The sequence below is a fragment of the Streptomyces sp. URMC 127 genome (assembly GCF_051386535.1).
Taxonomy (GTDB): domain Bacteria; phylum Actinomycetota; class Actinomycetes; order Streptomycetales; family Streptomycetaceae; genus Streptomyces.
Map to the genome: position 1 here is coordinate 1 of NZ_JBPQTW010000135.1, position 17,930 is coordinate 17,930.

General features: G+C 70.3%; 12 protein-coding genes, 1 pseudogene and 1 riboswitch. Of the genes and pseudogenes, 7 read left to right on the forward strand and 6 right to left on the reverse strand.

The genetic code is table 11. The features are described 5' to 3' along the window. A pseudogene (locus ACSNOH_RS23560) lies at positions 1-732 on the reverse strand (asparagine synthase-related protein); the annotation flags it as partial. Positions 733-1,538: 806 nt separating this feature from the next. Between ACSNOH_RS23560 and ACSNOH_RS23565 the strand changes: the two are divergent. The 4 genes from ACSNOH_RS23565 (at position 1,539) to ACSNOH_RS23580 (ending at position 6,838) form a co-directional block, all read left to right on the forward strand. Then, entirely contained in the window at positions 1,539-2,987 is a 1,449-nt protein-coding gene (locus tag ACSNOH_RS23565; protein ID WP_120759832.1) for an MFS transporter, read from the forward strand. Between the two features lie 217 nt (positions 2,988-3,204). Then, entirely contained in the window at positions 3,205-4,419 is a 1,215-nt protein-coding gene (gene lhgO / locus ACSNOH_RS23570) for an L-2-hydroxyglutarate oxidase (RefSeq protein WP_436723431.1), read from the forward strand. 177 nt (positions 4,420-4,596) lie between these two features. Beyond that, positions 4,597-5,424, forward strand: a complete 828-nt coding sequence (trmB, locus tag ACSNOH_RS23575) for a tRNA (guanosine(46)-N7)-methyltransferase TrmB (protein WP_436723422.1) — start codon at positions 4,597-4,599, stop codon at positions 5,422-5,424. Positions 5,425-5,503: 79 nt separating this feature from the next. Beyond that, complete coding sequence (locus tag ACSNOH_RS23580; RefSeq protein WP_436723423.1) at positions 5,504-6,838, forward strand: PrsW family intramembrane metalloprotease; 1,335 nt, start codon at positions 5,504-5,506, stop codon at positions 6,836-6,838. Positions 6,839-6,890: 52 nt separating this feature from the next. Here the strand turns inward: ACSNOH_RS23580 and ACSNOH_RS23585 are convergent, their stop codons facing one another. Beyond that, the gene (locus ACSNOH_RS23585) at positions 6,891-7,994 is read right to left on the reverse strand and encodes an MrcB family domain-containing protein (RefSeq protein WP_436723424.1); all 1,104 of its coding nucleotides are present in this window, start codon (positions 7,992-7,994) and stop codon (positions 6,891-6,893) included. A gap of 161 nt (positions 7,995-8,155) precedes the next feature. Here ACSNOH_RS23585 and ACSNOH_RS23590 point away from each other — a divergent pair, with 161 nt between their 5' ends. The 3 genes from ACSNOH_RS23590 to ACSNOH_RS23600 all read left to right on the forward strand — a co-directional run bounded on the left by ACSNOH_RS23590 (position 8,156) and on the right by ACSNOH_RS23600 (position 12,226). Further along, a complete protein-coding gene (locus ACSNOH_RS23590; RefSeq protein ID WP_436723425.1) occupies positions 8,156-11,293 on the forward strand; it encodes a DUF3427 domain-containing protein in 3,138 nt (1,045 codons plus the stop codon). Between the two features lie 73 nt (positions 11,294-11,366). Next, entirely contained in the window at positions 11,367-11,843 is a 477-nt protein-coding gene (locus ACSNOH_RS23595) for a hypothetical protein (RefSeq protein WP_436723426.1), read from the forward strand. 83 nt (positions 11,844-11,926) lie between these two features. Further along, positions 11,927-12,226: a hypothetical protein gene (locus tag ACSNOH_RS23600; protein WP_436723427.1), complete on the forward strand. Its 300-nt coding sequence runs from the start codon at positions 11,927-11,929 to the stop codon at positions 12,224-12,226. 67 nt (positions 12,227-12,293) lie between these two features. Here the strand turns inward: ACSNOH_RS23600 and ACSNOH_RS23605 are convergent, their stop codons facing one another. The 4 genes from ACSNOH_RS23605 to ACSNOH_RS23620 all read right to left on the reverse strand — a co-directional run bounded on the left by ACSNOH_RS23605 (position 12,294) and on the right by ACSNOH_RS23620 (position 17,702). After that, the gene (locus ACSNOH_RS23605; protein ID WP_436723428.1) at positions 12,294-13,238 is read right to left on the reverse strand and encodes an aldo/keto reductase; all 945 of its coding nucleotides are present in this window, start codon (positions 13,236-13,238) and stop codon (positions 12,294-12,296) included. 8 nt (positions 13,239-13,246) lie between these two features. Next, positions 13,247-14,761, reverse strand: coding sequence for an MFS transporter (locus ACSNOH_RS23610; protein WP_436723432.1), 1,515 nt, complete (start codon positions 14,759-14,761; stop codon positions 13,247-13,249). 163 nt (positions 14,762-14,924) lie between these two features. Then, complete coding sequence (locus tag ACSNOH_RS23615; protein WP_436723429.1) at positions 14,925-16,259, reverse strand: M23 family metallopeptidase; 1,335 nt, start codon at positions 16,257-16,259, stop codon at positions 14,925-14,927. A 9-nt stretch (positions 16,260-16,268) separates the two neighbouring features. Continuing rightward, a riboswitch (cyclic di-AMP (ydaO/yuaA leader) is annotated at positions 16,269-16,399 on the reverse strand. A 76-nt stretch (positions 16,400-16,475) separates the two neighbouring features. Further along, the gene (locus ACSNOH_RS23620; protein ID WP_436723430.1) at positions 16,476-17,702 is read right to left on the reverse strand and encodes a PP2C family protein-serine/threonine phosphatase; all 1,227 of its coding nucleotides are present in this window, start codon (positions 17,700-17,702) and stop codon (positions 16,476-16,478) included. Between the last annotated feature and the right edge of the window lie 228 nt (positions 17,703-17,930).

Genomic DNA, 17,930 nt, shown 5'->3' on the forward strand with positions numbered 1-17,930 from the left:
GGCGTGCCGGGGGGCGGCGAGGCGGGTGCGGACGGCTTCGACGAGGGCGTTCCTTATGCCCTCGACGGCCTGATCGGGCGGGAGCTGGGCGGCGGAGACGGCGAGCGACGCGGTCGGCTCGTAGCCGGTGATGTCGCGGGTGCCGTCACGCAGGACGAGGGCGTGTCCGGGCGGCACGCGGCGCACGCCCTTGTAGGGAGTGCCGTCGGCGAGGGCCTCCGGGGAGTCGGGGCAGGCGAGGAGCGCGGCCAGGTGCCCGATGTCGAGCTGGGCCTCGATGAGGTCGGCGAGGGGCAGGGCGGCGGTGGCGTAGGCGGTGCCGCCGGCCCAGGCGGTGTGGAAGACGGGCCGGGCGCCTGCGAGGTCGCCCACGACGGTGGTCCGGCGGCCCACTTGGGCGACAGCGGTGTAGCTGCCGGGCCAGGCGGTGAGGTGGCGCAGGGCGCCTCCGCGGGCGGCGACGAGGCCTGCGCGCAGCTGCTCGTCGGCGGCGCCGCAGCGGCCGAGCACGGCGAGGCGGGTGAGGGGGTCGAGCCGGACGACGCGGATCTCGTCCGGGCGCCAGTCGCCGACGGCCCACAGGGGGGCCGGGTCGCCCCACAGGAGCTGGGCGCCGACGGGGTGGACGGTGGGGGCGTCGAAGTCGTCGTGCCCGCCGGGCGGGCCGGGGGGTGCGGCACGTTGCGGCACGGTTCCCGAGGTGGTGCTGCTCCACCCCACCACCCAGCGCATGACGCCTCCACAGGCTGTGGACAACCGACGTGGACAACGAACGAACGTGAACGTACCGACGCACCGGCTGGACGGCCATCAAGCGCCGCCGTCCGCAGTCATCATGCACAGGAAGTCACCGGTTGCCACAACGAGACCACCACGAAAGAGGCAACACATCGGTCGCCGCTTTCACCCAACGCGCTGGATTCTGCGGGTACGTGTTTCCCCGTCATGCCGCGCGCAACCGGTGAGAGACGAGGAGCAGGCAGCAAGCAGCAAGCAGCTCCATGCTGTCACGTACGGGCGGCGAAGAGCGCCACGCGCGCGTGCACGACAGCAGCGAGCGGCAGCAGAACGACAGCCGTGACGCCAACCACCCGGCAGGCGCGCGCCGTTGGGCGGCCGAAGGCAGCGTTCCGGACGGCGGTATCCGGCCAAACTAGCGGCAGCGCTGCCGCGGGGGCGCACTCGCCCAGTGCTTCGACCCACGCGTCACGGTCCGGGAGGCGGTCAGCCGCCTCCCGGACCGGTCCGCCGCCCGCGGGGAATGAGGCGGCGGCTTCCCCCAGCCCACTGGATCCAGTGCAGCGGGCCAACCCACGCAACTCCCATGGAAGCGCTCCCTTGATGGCGCGGACAGAGCGCACGGCGGGCGCACAGCCACACACAACCGGAGCACGTGCCCCTCGGTGCACGTCCGCACGGACCAGAATCTCGCCATCCGGGACATCGCCTCTTAACGGTCGGGATGCGGGGAACTACGCTGGGTTTACGAATGCCCCGCGCCTATGCCGGGGCGGGCGTCGCGTTGTCGAGGGGTGCGCATGTCCAGGGAGCCTCGCGGGCCGAACGAGAAGCTCGGCACCGTCCTCGCCCTCGCCGGGATCAGCAACGCCGGTCTCGCGCGCAGGGTCAACGACCTCGGTGCGCAGCGCGGATTGACGCTTCGCTATGACAAGACGTCCGTCGCGCGCTGGGTTTCGAAGGGCATGGTGCCTCAGGGAGCGGCGCCCCATCTGATCGCCGCGGCCATCGCCGGCAAGCTCGGCCGGCCCGTCCCGCTGCACGAGATCGGCCTCGCGGACGCGGATCCGGCGCCGGAGGTGGGGCTCTCCTTTCCGCGCGATGTCGGCCAGGCCGTGCGCTCCGCGACGGAGCTGTACAGGCTGGATCTCGCCGGTCGCCGAGGGGGCGGCGGCATCTGGCAGAGCCTGGCCGGATCCTTCTCGGTCAGCGCCTACGCCACGCCCGCCTCCCGGTGGCTGATAACCCCCGCCGACAGCTCGGTCGCGCGCGAGGCCCACACCGCCGCCGGGGAGGCCGAGGGCGGGGGCGGCCCGGACGGCGCCATACCGCAGCGCGTGGGCCACAGTGACGTCAGCAAGCTGCGCGAGGCCGCGGAGGACGCGCGCCGCTGGGACTCCAAGTACGGCGGGGGCGACTGGCGTTCGTCGATGGTCCCGGAGTGCCTGCGGGTCGACGCGGCGCCGCTGCTGCTCGGTTCGTACAGCGACGAGGTGGGCCGTTCGCTCTTCGGCGCCACGGCGGAGCTGACCCGGCTCGCCGGATGGATGGCCTTCGACACCGGCCAGCAGGAGGCCGCGCAGCGCTACTACATCCAGGCCCTGCGGCTTGCCCGCGCGGCCGCCGACGTGCCGCTGGGCGGCTATGTGCTGGCCTCGATGAGCCTGCAGGCCACCTACCGCGGCTTCGCCGACGAGGGCGTCGACCTGGCGCAGGCGGCCCTTGAGCGCAACCGCGGCCTGGCCACCGCCCGCACCATGAGCTTCTTCCGCCTGGTCGAGGCCCGGGCCCAGGCCAAGGCCGGGGACGCCCCTGCGTGCGGGGCCGCACTGAAGGCCGCCGAGGGCTGGCTGGAGCGGGCCCGTACGGGCGATCCCGACCCGTCCTGGCTCGACTTCTACAGCCACGAGCGGTTCGCGGCGGACGCCGCCGAGTGCTACCGCGACCTGCGCATGCCGCGGCAGGTGCAGCGCTTCACGGAGCAGGCGCTGGCGCGGCCGACGGAGGAGTTCGTCCGCTCGCACGGGCTGCGGCTCGTGGTGTCCGCGGTCGCCGAGCTGGAGTCCGGCAATCTGGACGCCGCCTGCGCGGCCGGCACGCGGGCCGTCGAGGTCGCGGGCCGGATCTCCTCGGCGCGCACCACGGAGTACGTCCGCGATCTGCTGCACCGGCTGGAGCCGTACGGGGACGAGCCGCGGGTGATGGAGCTGCGGGAGAGGGCGCGGCCGCTGCTGGTGTCGCTGGCGTGATCGCGTGACCACCTTCACGTGACCGCGTGACCACCTTCACGTGGCCGCGTGATCACCTTCCCTCGGTTCCGGGGTCTCCCCCGCCCGGGAATCCCCTCTGACCTGGGTTTCGACCGGATGTCAGTGGCGCAGGTCATGATGGGGGACGTGGGTGAGGCGCCGAGGGGTCCCGGATGCCCGGTCGCGGGTGGTCCGGCAGGCGCGGGGAGGTGACGTGGTGAGGGCGTACGACTGCGATGTGCTGGTGGTCGGCGGCGGCATCGTGGGCCTGTCGACGGCCTATGCGATCACGCGCGCCCGGCCGGGTACGCACGTCGTGGTGCTGGAGAAGGAGCCGGGGCCCGCGCTGCACCAGACGGGGCGCAACAGCGGAGTGATCCACAGCGGGATCTACTACCGCCCGGGGTCGTTCAAGGCGCGGTTCGCGGTGCGGGGCGCGGCGGAGATGGTGAAGTTCTGCGCCGAGCACGGCCTGCCGCACGAGGTCAGCGGCAAGCTGATCGTGGCCACGGACCACGCGGAGCTGCCCCGGCTGCACGCCCTCGTCCAGCGCGGCAGGGAGAACGGCGTGCCGGTGCGCGAGCTCGGCCCCGCCCAGATAGCCGAGTACGAGCCGCACGTCCGCGGCGTGGGGGCCATTCACGTCGGTTCGACGGGCGTGTGCGACTACGGCGCGGTGGCGCGCTGTCTGGCCCGTCTGGCGGAGGACGCGGGGGCCTCCGTGCGGTACGGAGCGGAGGCGCGTGTGATCGGTCGGCGTGGTGCGGCGGTCGCGGTGCGCACGGGGCTCGGCGAGGTGCTGCGCGCCCGGGCGCTGGTCAATTGCGCGGGGCTGCACAGCGACCGCGTCGCACGCCTCGCCGGCGACGATCCCGGCGTGCGGATCGTCCCGTTCCGCGGGGAGTACTTCGAGCTGGGCCCGGGGCGTACGGAGCTGGTGCGCGGCCTGGTCTATCCCGTGCCGGACCCGGCGTTCCCGTTCCTGGGCGTCCATCTCACGCGCGGCATCGACGGCACGGTCCACCTGGGGCCGAACGCCGTCCCGGCGCTCGCGCGCGAGGGCTACGGACGGCTGACTCTGCGCCCCGGCGAGCTGGCGGGCACGCTCGGCTGGCCCGGCTCCTGGCAGCTCGCCCGCCGCCACTGGCGTTACGGCGCGGGCGAGGTGCGGCGCTCGCTGTCCAAGCGCGCCTTCACAAAGGCCGTGCGCCGGCTGCTGCCGGAGGTCACCGCGGAGGACCTGATACCGGCGCCGTCGGGGGTGCGGGCGCAGGCGGTGCTGCGGGACGGCACGCTCGTCGACGACTTCCTGTTCGCGCAGTCCCCGCGGATGGTGCACGTACTGAACGCACCTTCGCCGGCGGCGACGGCCGCGCTGCCGATCGGGCGGGAGGTGGCGCGGCGGGCCTTGCAGGCGCTGGACGCCCGGTGAGTCGTCCCTGACTTCCGGAGATCACGCCGGTGACCTCCGCAGGCCACGCCCCTGACTGCCCGGATCACAACCCTGGCCTGCCCGGATCACGCCCCCGACCGGCCCGGATCACGCCCCTGACCTGTACGTATCGCTGTCCGGTGGTCAATTCCGGCCCGCCCGTAGAATTGAAGAACTGTGTCCGAGAACCACGCATCCTCCCCAGCCCCCGCTCCGGCCGCCGACGACGCCGCCGCGGCGCCGGTCCCTGCGCAGCAGGCCCGTGGCCGCCGTGAGCCGATGTTCCCCGACGGTCCGGCGCCGGATCCGGCCGGCTCGCACCACGAGCGGCGCATCCGCTCGTTCCAGCCGCGCCGCAGCCGGGTCACGACCGGCCAGGGCGAGGCCCTGCGCCGGCTGTGGCCCAAGTGGGGCCTGGACGTCGACGGCCTGAGCAAGCTGGATCTCGGCGAGCTCTTCGGCGACCCGTCCCTGCCCGTCGTGTTGGAGATCGGCTTCGGCATGGGCGAGGCCACGGCCAAGATGGCCGCGGCCGACCCGGGCACGGGCATCCTGGCCTGCGACGTGCACACCCCGGGCCAGGGCAACCTCCTCGGCCTCGCCGAGCGGAACGGCCTGGAGAACGTCCGCGTCGCCAACGGCGACGCGATCATCCTGCTGCGCGAGATGCTCACCCCGGACTCGCTCGCCGGCCTGCGCGTCTACTTCCCGGACCCGTGGCCCAAGAAGCGGCACCACAAGCGCCGGCTGATCCAGCCGGAGTTCCTGGCCCTGGCGGCCACGCGCATGGCGCCGGGCGCGCTGCTGCACTGCGCGACGGACTGGGAGCCGTACGCGGAGCAGATGCTCGAGGTGCTCTCCGCGGCGCCGGACTTCGAGAACACACAGGCGGACGGGGGCTTCGCGCCGCGTCCGGAGTTCCGTCCGCTGACCCGGTTCGAGGGCCAGGGGCTGGACAAGGGGCACGTGGTCCACGACCTGCTGTTCCGCCGCAAGGCGCACTGACGCACCCCGCCTCGGGGCGGGGAGCCCGGGCGCCCGGAATACCCCGGCCGCCCGGCCGTCCCTTGGTTAGGGTCATCGGGTGCATGAGTCCCCACCCCATCAGCAGCCGACGGCCGGGCCGGCGCCCGCCCACGGTCAGCAGCCGAACTTCCCCGCGATGCCCGCCCCCGCGGGCTGGCGCTACAAACCGCGCCGCGCCCTGTGGGACAACAAGGCGGTGCGCGCCGGCGCGCTGATCCTGCTCCTGGCCCTGTGCGGCCTGGTCATCCTCGCCCTGGTGCGGGAGCAGACCGGCACCGAGGGGTTCCTGGTGGGGCTCGGCCTCGCCGTGCTGCCCGTGCCGCTGCTGGTGGCGGCGTTCCGCTGGATGGACCGCGTCGAGCCGAAGCCCTGGAAGAACCTGGTCTTCGCCTTCTCGTGGGGTGCCTGCGCGGCCACGCTGATGGCCATCATCGCCAACGGCTACGCCACCGAGTGGCTGCTCAGCTCCGTCGACCTCGCCCAGCGCCCGGAGGCCGACAAGTGGGGGGCGACGTTCGTCGCGCCCGTGGTGGAGGAGACCGGCAAGGCCGCGGCGGTGCTGCTGCTCTACCTCTTCCGCCGCCGGGACTTCCACAACACCGTCGACGGCGTGGTGATCGCGGGCATCACGGCCACGGGCTTCGCGTTCACCGAGAACATCCTCTACCTGGGCAACGCCTTCGCCACCGATCAGAGCTTCGGTCACGAGGGTGTGCCGGCGGCCACGGCGGCCACCTTCTTCATGCGCGTTCTGATGTCGCCGTTCGCCCATCCGCTCTTCACCACGATGACGGGCCTCGGCTTCGGCATCGCGGCCTCCCTGGCCCCGCGCCGCAAGGTGCTCCGCGTCCTCATCCCACTCGCGGGCCTGCTCACCGCGATGGTCCTGCACTCCGTGTGGAACGGCTCGGCCAGCCTGTCGCCCCTGGCCTTCCTCGCGGTCTACGCCCTCTTCATGGTGCCCGTCTTCGGCGCCCTGACCTGGCTTGCGATCTGGTCCCGCCAGAACGAGCTGCGCACGATACGCACGTTCCTCCCGGCGTACCAGATCGCCGGCTGGCTCACCCCGCCCGAGCCCCTCGCCCTCTCCTCGATGCGCGCCCGCGGCATCGCCCGCGACGTGGCCCGCCGCACCGGCGGCCCGGCGGCCGCCCGCACGGTGGCGGAGTACATCTCGTTCGCGACGTCCCTGGCCTTCCTCCGCCAGCGCGCCCACAACGGCACGGCGGGCCCGGACTTCACCGCCCGCGAGCAGGAGCTCCTCCACCACCTCTGGACCCGCAAACACATAGCCCAACCAGCCCTGACTCAAGCCTCAGCCACCTTGCCCAGGCCATACGCCCCGCCACCCCCAGCCTGGGGCTGGCCCCAGGGCCCGGGTCAGTACCGCTGACGATTCGGCGCTCTTCGAGGAGGTATCCCCGTGGAGCGCCGAATCGTTTCTCTTAGTCGACGAGGCCAGCGGAGACCGCTGAGGGAGACCCCTGCCAGCCCTCGGCCGTCATCCAGACGGAGGCTATGCCCAGGCTCTCCAGGTAAGAGCCATACGCCTTGATGTCCTCGGTGAAGAGCCCCAGAAGGTGGGGCTTCGTCGCGTTGCCACCCTCATCGGCATCGCCTCCGTAGAGGAAGTGGCTGTACTCGAAGAGCTGCCCCACTGCTTCGCGGACGGCCGAGGTGGGGTTGCCGCGCTTCACCGTCTTGGCCTCCACCAACCACTCGTGGTCGCCCTTCCTCAGCACCATGTCCTTCGGATGCTCGGTGGAAGCGGTGAACCCGCGCTGGGTGATGTACGCCTCGAACCGGTTGATCAGGTTCTCGTGATCACGAGTCTTCTTGATCGTGCGCTCGGGGATATGAGCAACGTAGTCTCCACTGTCCTTCGGGCGAAAGCCGTCAAGCTTCTTCGCCCTGGCGTGGTACTCCTTCGCCGCGTAGGACACCTGTAGCCGGCCGGACGCTCCCTCGACCGCCAGCTTCTCTTCAACTGCCGCCGTCAGCTGAAGCAGCTCCGTCATGTGCCAAAGGTCCTCGCGGAGGGCGGCCTCGCTCGGCATGGCTGCCACATCGTAGGGACGCGCCACCACACTCCCCGCTTCGTAGGACAGCGGTCCTGCGATCTTGCTCTTGAAGTCGGGGCGAACGTCCCAGCCGGCCACCAACTCCGCTGGAAGACCAGCCAGCAACACCTTCGCCCTGTTCTCCAGGTAGCTTCGACGCCGCTTGCCCTCGCCCAAGGTCGCGGAGAGCCCCGTCACGCCTTGCTGGAGCGTGAGCGTCACGCTCTTGAGATCGGCGGCGAAGATGTACGCGATGTAGAGACCGGCCTTCGGGTCCTCGGTCAGGCGTGAGTCGAACACCCCGATCCACGGCGTCTCTGCGGCGTTCCCGTTGCCTCCATGCCCTTCCGTTTTGTAACCCACCGGCACGGCCGAGGCGAGGTGCTGTCCGACGTCGCGCAACAGCGCCTGGGCTGGAACGGCTTCCTTCGTGCCCAAGCTCTTGTCGTACGTCGCACCAATCGCGCTGAGCAGATCACGAATCCCCATGACCAGACCCTACTCAGGCTTGATCAAAAAGCATCACCTTGCAGTCAAGTTCCCATCAGTGCCTGGCATCGTGGCGCCCTACCGCCAAGAGCGTGCTGCGTCCCTGTCGTACCTCACTGGTAGAACATGGCCAACAGTTGGAAGGCAGGGGGGCACACGTCATGAACGAGCGCTTCAGTCACCACACGCCGGTGCCGGGGCTCTACGAGCAGTTGATCACTTCGCGCCTCGAAGAGCGCCTGATGGAGCTGCAGGCCAACGGCTGGAAGGCCACCGCGCAGCCAGTGGGGGAGCACTCCTCCCCCTACGTACTGGCACGTCACATCGGCCAAACCGTGCACCGGATCCTTGCCTCCTTGAGCCCATCCGAGCAGGTGGTAGCGGCAAACCACATCCTGGAGTCCATGAGCAGCCTCGAAGGCGCCCAGCAGTGGGTCGAGGTGATCGCAGAAGGACCGCGCCAGCTGCTCGCCATCGCCGAGCAAGAAGCCCCAGGCGCGTACAACGTCCGTCCCGCCACGCCCTTGTCCGACACTGCGCTGCTCACCAACGCACCAGAGGATCCCAACCTGGGCTTCGAACTGCGCGCCGAGCTCGCCACGGCCGATCGCGTCGACCTGTTGTGCGCGTTCGTCAAATGGCACGGACTGCGGGTGCTGGAGGAGTCCCTCGCGGGTGCAGCGTCGCGCGGCGTACCGATCCGGGTCATCACGACCACCTACATAGGCGCCACGGAGCGCAAGGCACTGGACCGACTCGTCCAGGACTTCAACGCCGAGGTCAAGGTCAACTACGAGCTCAGGTCCACGCGTCTCCACGCCAAGGCCTGGCTGCTCCGCCGCAACAGTGGCTACGACACCGCCTACGTAGGCAGTTCCAATCTCTCCCGGGCAGCCCTTCTCGACGGCCTGGAGTGGAATGTACGGCTGTCGTCCGTGGCGACTCCTGCGGTGCTCAAGAAGTTCGAGGCCACGTTCGACTCGTACTGGAGTGATGCGGCCTTCGAACCGTACGACCCCGAGACCGACGGAGCACGGCTAGACGAGGCCCTGCGGCAGGCTGGCGGTAGGCAGCGAGGTGATGCCACTAGCATTACCCTCTCCGGCCTTGAGGTGCGCCCGTATCCCCATCAGAGGGACATGTTGGAGCAGCTCCAGATCGAACGCGATGTCCATGACCGTCACCAGAACCTCCTCGTCGCAGCAACAGGCACGGGAAAGACGGTCATGGCTGCGCTCGACTATCGAGCGCTGTGCACCAAGCTCCAAAAGCGACGGCCGAAGCTGCTCTTCGTTGCGCATCGCAAAGAGATTCTCAAGCAATCACTGCTCACCTACCAGCACGTCCTCAACGACGCTAACTTCGGTGAACTCTGGGTCGGCGGGGAAGTTCCAGACGATTGGCACCATGTATTCGCAAGTGTCCAATCGTTGAATGCTCAGGCCCTTGAACGTTTTACTCCAGATCACTTTGATGTGATCGTCATCGATGAGTTCCATCATGGCGTCTCACCCACTTACCGACGCGTCCTCGATCACTTCAAGCCCACCGAGCTCTTGGGGTTGACCGCGACCCCCGAGCGGCTTGACGGCCAGAACGTCCAAGACGAGTTCTTCGACGGTCGTATCGCAGCCGAAATGCGCTTGTGGGAAGCGCTGGAAAATGACCTGCTCAGCCCGTTCCACTACTTCGGCATCGCCGACAGCGTGGACCTGGAGGGCCTCAAGTGGAAGCGTGGCGCCTACGAGACGAGCGAGTTGGACAAGCTGTTCACCGGCAACCACGCCCGCGCCCGCCTGATCGTCAAGGCAGTGCAGGACAAGGTGAGCGACCCGAGCAGCATGCGCGCCCTGGGGTTCTGCGTATCCGTGGCCCATGCGCGCTTCATGGCGCAGTTCTTCCAGCAGGCTGGCCTCAACGCCAAGGCCCTCGATGGATCAACGCCGTCCCCCGAGCGCGCCCAGGCGCTTGCTGACCTTCGAGACGGAAAGATCCAGGCGCTCTTCTCCGTCGACCTGTTCAACGAGGGCTTGGACATCCCCGACGTGGACACCCTGCTTCTCCTCAGGCCCACCTCAAGCGCCACGGTCTTCCTCCAGCAGCTCGGCCGTGGGCTCCGGCGCACACCCGACAAGGCGGTCCTCACCGTCCTCGACTTCATCGGGCAGCATCGCAAGGAGTTCCGCTTCGAAGAACAGTTTCGCGCCCTGACCAATCTCACCCGCAAGCGCCTTGTCGACAATATGGAGCAGGATTTCCCGCTGCTGCCCTCTGGCTGCCAGATCGTGCTCGACCGTAAGTCGAAGAAGCGCATCCTGGACAACATCAAGAGCCAGATCAATGTCAACGTCACACAGCTGACGAGAGAAGTCGCCGCCTACGCGCTGCCGGCCCTTCCGGACTACCTTCGCGAGAGCCAGCGCGAGCTCAGGGAGCTCTACCGATCTGGAAACTCCTGGACGCGCCTGCTGCGCCGGGCTCACCTTCTACCCGAGGCCGCGCCCGATGGCGAAGAGTCGCTGCTGAAGCGCATCTCGGCGTTCCTGCACGTTGATGACCCGGAGCGGGTTGCCGCGTATAGCCAGATGCTTGAAGACGACGCACCCGCTTATGAGTCACTGGACGAGCGCAGTCAGGCGTACGCCCGCATGCTCTTCTTCTCGCTGTGGCCGCTCGGGGGTGGATTTACCTCGTATGGGGAGGGGTTCCGCGCGCTGGTCAGCCAGCCAGCATTTCGCAGTGAGCTGCGCCAGGTCCTGAGCTACAACCTCTCCCGCACGGAGCACTTGCCCGTCCAGCTCGTTGGTGATCGGGCCCGCACTCCCTTGACCGTGCACGCCTCCTACAGCAGGGAAGAGATCCTCCCCGCCCTGGGGCAAGCGGCTCTGGGAGGCTTCCTCCCCGGGCACTTCCGCGAGGGAGTGAAATGGTGCCAGGACGCCAAGGTGGATGCCCTTCTCATCACCCTTGAGAAGGACGAGAAGGACTTCTCACCAGAAACGCGGTACAAGGACTACGCGCGAAGCCCCGAGCTCTTCCATTGGGAGTCCCAGAACCAGACCTCCCACACCTCGCCCACGGGCATTCGCTATCAGACCCACAAGGAGCTGGGCAGCGACGTCTTCCTATTCGTGCGCCGGTACAAGAAGAACGACATCGGGGGCGCGCAACCGTGGATGCTGCTGGGGCCCGCGGAGTACGTCTCGCACGAGGGCAGCAACCCCATGGCCATCATCTGGAAGCTCAAGCACGAGATGCCAGCCGATGTGTGGACGTACGCCGCCGTTGCTGCTGGCTAAACCTGCGGGGGCGGCTGCCGCTCACGGCTGCCCCGCCGCCAGCCCCGCGTTATGTGGCGGCGATGATGACCCCGTGGTGACGAATCTCAGGCTCTTCGCGGACTACTTCCAGATCCACGTCATGGACGACGAAGCCGATGGCGACCTCAGTGACGTGTGGACCGAGCAGGCGGTCGCGGACGGGCTCGGCGTTACCGAGGAGGCCCTGGCCATCGGTACTGCCGTCAACGTCAACGTGGCCGTCAGCGTGCATGTGCTCGCGGCGCAGCCGGACGACGACAGCGACGACTTCGACCACGTGGTCGAGGCCGGGCTCAACCTGGCGTCGGGGCGGCTGGTCGTGCTGGGGTGCACCGACTACTTCCCCGACGCGGCGCGGTTCGGCATGCCCGCCGGGTGGATCCGGATCCGGGCCTCCCGGCGGAACCTGGCCGCTGCCGTTGAAGCGGACATCGACTCGGACAACGCGCCCGAGACCACGGAGCAGCTCCGGCTGCAGGCCTGGCCGGCGCCCTGCTCCCCGCCGCAGGTCATCAAACGTTGGGCGTGAGGCTCCGGATGGGGGCAGGCCTCCGGTCCGTACGGCCCGGCGTAGCCTCGGAAGCGTTGGGATTGTTGATGCGGAGGTGCGGGATGGCTCAGGTTCCTACGGGTGTGGTTGCTGCGGCTGGGCTTGTTGGGGGGTACGGGGTGGCTCGGTGGACCAAGAAGCGGCCGCTCGGTGGGGCTGCGCTCGCCGTGGCCGGTGGAGTGGCCGCTCGGCAGTGGGCCGGGAAGGTCGGGGCGCCCAAGGCTGCCGCGCTGACCGGGCTGTACGTGGCCGCGTTCGGCGGGTCGCACCCGCTGGCCAAGAAGATCGGGGCCTGGCCCTCCGTGTTCGCCGTCGCCGGCGGCGTGGCCCTTGCGTCGTGGGTCGTGGAGAGCCGGGGCTGAGTACGTACGGGGCGGACGGTGCAGGGCTTCGGGCGGCGCGGCGACGGCCGTCCGAAGCCCTTTCTCGTTACGCCGACGCCTCCGTCAGGCCCTTCAGCTCCTCCTCCGTGAGCTTCAGGTCCGCCACCGCCAGCAGTGCCGGCAGCTGCTCCACCGTGCGGGCGCTGGCCAGCGGAGAGGCCACCGTGGGCCGGGCCGCGAGCCAGGCCAGGGCGACCGTCGCGACCTCGGCGTCGTGGGCCGCGGCGACCTCGTCCAGGGCCGCGAGGACGCGCAGGCCGCGCTCGGACTCCAGGTACTTGCCGGCGGCGCCCGCGCGGGCGCTGTCCACCGCCGTGCCGGGCCGGTACTTGCCGGTGAGGAAGCCCGAGGCCAGGGCCCAGTAGGGGACGGCCGCGAGACCGTGCTGCGCCGCCACCGACGCCAGGGCGCCCTCGTACGTGTCGCGGGAGACCAGGTTGTAGTGCGGCTGGATCGCCACGTACTTGGCCAGGCCCGAGGCGTCCGAGAACTCCAGGGCCTCCCGCAGGCGCTCGGGAGTGATGTTGGAGGCCCCGATCTCGCGGACCTTGCCCTCCTTCACCAGCGCGTCGAGGGCCGTGATGAACTCCTCCACCGGCACCGACGGATCGTCGTAGTGCGTGTAGTAGAGGTCGATGTAGTCGGTGCGCAGGCGGCGCAGAGAGTCCTCCACGCCCGACTTGATCACCGACGCGCGCAGGCCGCGCGGCTCCGGGACGCCCGCGCCGACCTTGGTGGCGAGGACGATGTCGGCGCGGTTGCCGCGCGAGGCGAACCACTTGCCGAGTACGGCCTCCGACTCGCCTCCCTCGTTGCCCGGGACCCAGGCGGAGTAGACGTCGGCGGTGTCGATGAAGTTGCCGCCCGCCGCCGCGTACGCGTCGAGGACGGCGAAGGACTCCGCCTCGTCCGCGGTCCACCCGAAGACGTTGCCGCCGAGGGCGAGCGGGTGGACGGAGAGGTTGCCGATCTTCCTGTGAATGTCAGCCATGCGTCACGTCAACGTCCCTGCGGGAGCGGGTATTCCGCTTCTACGCCCCGGGTCGACAGCGGCGCCGCGACCGACTCCAGCGGGCGTCCCTCCGCCCGTACCGCCAGGAACGCCGCCACCGCCCCCGCCCCGCACATCAGCGTCGCGCCGATCGCGAAGGCGAGCACCGTGTCGCCCACGTCGCCGCCGCTCGTCAGGTCGGCGAAGAGCAGCGGACCGCTGATGCCGCCGGCGGCCGTGCCCAGGGCGTAGAAGAAGGCGATGGCCATGGCCCGGGTCTCCATGGGGAAGACCTCGGAGACCGTGAGGTAGGCGCTGCTCGCGCCCGCCGACGCGAAGAACAGGACGACCGCCCAGCAGGCGGTGAGGCTCCCGGCCGTCAGCCGGCCCGTGCCGAAGAGCCAGGCCGTGCCGAAGAGGAGCAGGCCCGACAGCAGGTACGTCGACGAGATCATCACCCGGCGGCCCACCGTGTCGAAGAGCTTTCCCAGCAGGAGCGGGCCCAGGAAGTTGCCCGCCGCGATGACGACGAAGAAGTAGCCCGTACGGGACGTGGAGACGTGGAAGTGCGACTCCAGGATCGTGCCGAAGCCGAACGTGATCGCGTTGTAGAGAAAGGCCTGCCCGATGAACAGCGACAGACCGAGGACCGCCCGGCGCCGGTAGTCGGAGAACACCGTCCGCGCTATTCCGGTGAACGTCACCAGGCCCCGCTGCCGGATCGTGATCTCGCCGTCCGGCGGAGGGAGAGCGGCCCCCGCCCCCTTCCCTTCCCCGGGTCGCTCCCCCTTTCCGGCGCCCTTCGCCTTCCCGGCGCTCTTCTCCCGTACGACGCGCTCCTCGATCGACGCCACCAGCGCCTCCGCCTCCGCGCCCCGCCCGTGGATGAACAGCCACCGCGGGCTCTCCGGAACGTTTCGCCGTACGAAGAGGATCACCAGCCCCAGCACCACGCCGAGGCCGAACGTCAGCCGCCACCCCACGTCCGCCGGGAAGACGTCCGTGTCGAGCATCAGGACGGACAGCAGCGAACCACCGATCGCCCCCAGCCAGAAGCTCCCGTTGATGATCAGGTCGATCCGGCCGCGGAAGGCGGCGGGGATCAGCTCGTCGATGGCGGAGTTGATGGCCGCGTACTCCCCGCCGATGCCGAAGCCGGTCAGGAAGCGGAAGGCGAAGAACCACCAGGAGGAGAAGGAGAGGGCCGTCAGCGCCGTCGCGGACAGATAGACCGCGAGCGTCACGATGAACAGTTTCTTGCGGCCGAACCGGTCCGTGAGCCGCCCGAAGAACAGCGCCCCGGAACACGCCCCCGCCACGTACAGCGCCGCCGCGATCCCCGTGACCTCACCCGGCGTGACCGGCAACCCGCTTCCCCGCTCCGAGAGGCGGCCGGCGATGTTGCCGACCACCGTCACTTCCAGGCCGTCCAGGATCCAGACCGTCCCGAGGCCGATCACCACGGTCCAGTGCCAGCGCGACCACGGGAGGCGGTCCAGTCGCGCCGGTACGGCCGTGGTGATCGTCCTCGCGTCGTGCGCCGTGGGCTCGGAGGACGCGGTGGGCTCGGAGGACGCCGAGGGCTCGGTGGGCACGCGCTATCGGGTGCCCCGTTCCGTACGGAATACGCGCCGGGACGGAATACACGCCGGGCCGTCGGGGAAACGGCTGCCCCTCAGGGAGACGCTACGGCTGCAGGCCCCTGCCCCGCAGCCACCCCAGCGGATCGACGGGCGCGCCCCCGCCCGGCCGGACCTCCAGGTGCAGATGCGGCCCGGTGACGTTGCCCGTCGCGCCGACCCGGCCGATGACCTGCCCCGCGGCGACCTTGCCCGACGTGACCACCATCGACGACAGGTGGCAGAACCACAGCTCCGTTCCGTCATCGAGCCGCAGCACGATGCGGTAGCCGTACGCTCCTGCCCAGCCGGCCTGGGTGATCGTGCCGCCGCTCACCGCCTTCACCGGAGTGCCGGTCGGGGCGGCGAAATCCTCGCCCGTGTGGCGCGCGGACCACATGTTGCCCGCCTGCCCGAAGCCGGCCGTCAGGGTGTACGAGCCGACGGGGAGCGTGAACGCGCCGGCCCGCCGCTCCCTCTTCTCCGCCTTCTCCGCCTTTTCCGTTTGCTTCTTCTCGGGTGCCCGTACGTGGGTCTTCTCCGGCGTCCGCTGTGGCGTCCGCTCCGGAGTCCGTGCCTGCGGCCGTCCCTGCTCCGTCTGCCTCTGCTCGGCCTGCTTCTGCTCCGCGGCCACGGCCGCCGCGGACCGCGCCGCCTCCGCCTCAGCCGCCTTGCGCTCCGCCGCCTGCTTCTGCGCCTGCGCGGCCTTCGTCACCCGGGCCGCCTGCGCCTCCGCCTCGGCCACGCCCTGCTGGTGATCGGCCTGCTCCAGGATCCTCACCCGGAGCGCCTCGCCGGCCCTCGCCGTCTCCCGGACCAGCTCGGAAACGACCGTCTCCGAAGCGACCGGCTCCGAAACAGCCGCCTCCCGCTCCTCACCGGCGGAGTCGGCCGTGCCCGCCGCGCTCCCCGCGAAGAACGAGCCCACCCCCGGCAGCTGCGCCAGGTCGGGCATGGATATGGAGGACGCCGGGCGCTCCTGCGCGTGCGCCATGCCGCCCGCACCGACCGCCGCGATGACGCCCGCGCCGAGCACGGCACCGCTGCGGGCCATCGTGCCGCCGCGCTGCTTGACGACGCGGTGGCGGCCGCGGCCCGCACCGAAGGAGAAGGCGCTGAAGGAGCTGAGGGCGGAGGATCCGTACGACCGCTCGCCGGACGGCGTGGACGGCCGGTTCTCGTACGACGCCGCCGGCTCGTAGGACGACGGGTCCGGCTCGGGCTCGTACGGCGGCACGTACGCCGGGACCAGCGGAGGATCGTAGGTGGCCTGCTCGTAAGAGGTCTTCTCGTACGAGGTGGCCTGCTCGTACGAGACCTGCTCGTACGTGGCTCCCTCGTAGGAAGCGTGACCGTAGTCGTCAGCAGGCTCGTAAGGGGTGGCAGGCTCTCTGGATGCCACGAAGGCACTCCTTTCCTTCCTTCTCGCCTACCGGGTTAGCTGACGGGTTCGGAGCAGGAAGGTCTCCTACGAGCCGCGTGCGGCCCGATTCACCCCAGGGTGGTGGTTCCCCGGTTCCCAGAACTTGCCGGTGTATCAGGTGGTGCTGTGCCCGCGGGATTCGGCGAAGGCGCACGGTGCACCGCCTCTTGTGGCGGTTGCGACGACCGCGCTCCGTTATCGAACGTTAATAGACAGGGCGGGTGGATTCCAAGCCGAAAGCATGAATCCACCACTCTCCCCTGACAGCTCTTCACAGGACGTCCGCCCACGGAACCTGCCGATACTTTCTACGAAATGCTGTTCGATTCGTTCGGCGCGCCGAATCGCCAACAGGGCGATGTCATCGGCCGCCTGACCGCGCGAATGGCGCGCGACGCCCGCGAGCAGGCAGTCCAGCAGCGCCTCCGGGCTCCTGAAGTGGCGCCCCGTCAGCTCCGCGAGCGGGTCGTAGAACGTACCGCCGGCATCCCTGGCCTCGGTCACCCCGTCCGTCATCAGCAGCAGCGTCGACCCCGTGGGAAACTCCAGCTCCTCGGCCTGGTCCGGCCACGCCCCCAGCTCTCCCAGGCCGAGCGGCAGCGCGGGCACCATGGGGTCGGCCGCGCCGGCCCGCCCGTCCGCGTGCAGGAGGAGCGGCGGCGGATGGCCGCGGTTCAGCAGGCGGAGTACGGGGCGGCCCGGCGGCAGCTCCGCCAGGACGGCCGTGGTGAAGCCCTCGTGCTCGTCCAGGTTCGCCCGCCGCGCGCCTTCCCGCTGCAGCGCGCGCTCCAGCCGTCCCGCGAGCCCCTCCAGTGTCGGCTCCTGCTCGGCCGCCTCCCGGAAGGCGCCGATCACGACGGCGACGGCCTCGACGGCCCCCAGCCCCTTGCCGCGGACGTCACCGACGATGGCCCGTACGCCGTAGGGGGTGTCCTGAACCGCGTACAGATCCCCGCCGATCCTGGCGCCGGCCTGCGCGGCGACGTAGCGAGCGGCCACCCGCAGGCCGCCGATCCGGGAGGGGGGCGCGGGCAGGACGGCCCGCTGAGCGGCCTCGGCGATGCCGCGGGCGGAGGCGAGCTGCTGGTCGCTGCGGTGGGCGATGCGGTTGATGCCCAGGGCGACGAGGGAGACCGCGCCGACGGCGGCGATCTCCGCCAGCGCCTCACCGGTGTCGGAGGGCCGGCGGTAGAGCACGAGGCCGACCGCGACCGCCATCGCGGCCAGGGCGGCCGCGGCGGTGGTGCGGAGGGTGTGCAGGGGCGCCGCCACGAGGGGCGCGGCGGAGAGGAAGGGGGCGCACGTGTAGTTCGCGGGCGCCCCGAGACCGAACAGGGCGCCACCGGTGATCAGGAGGGCCGGAAACCTGCGGGCAGCGCGGCGGACGGTGCGCCTCGCGGCACGGCGGACGATTCGGCTCACCCCTCCCACCCTTCCGGGCGGGAGGGCACGGGGCGAACGGTGCGCGGCCGATCGGGTATGAGACCGGCCGGGACCCCGGGAACCTCAAACCTCAGGAGGCCTCAGGAAGCCTCAGGAGGCCTCAGTAGATCTCAGGAGACCTCAGGAAGCCTCAGGCCTCCTGAAACTCAAGAAGCCGCCGGACGCCGTCCGCCCCCGCCGCCCACGCCGCCACGCCCGCGCCCCCGC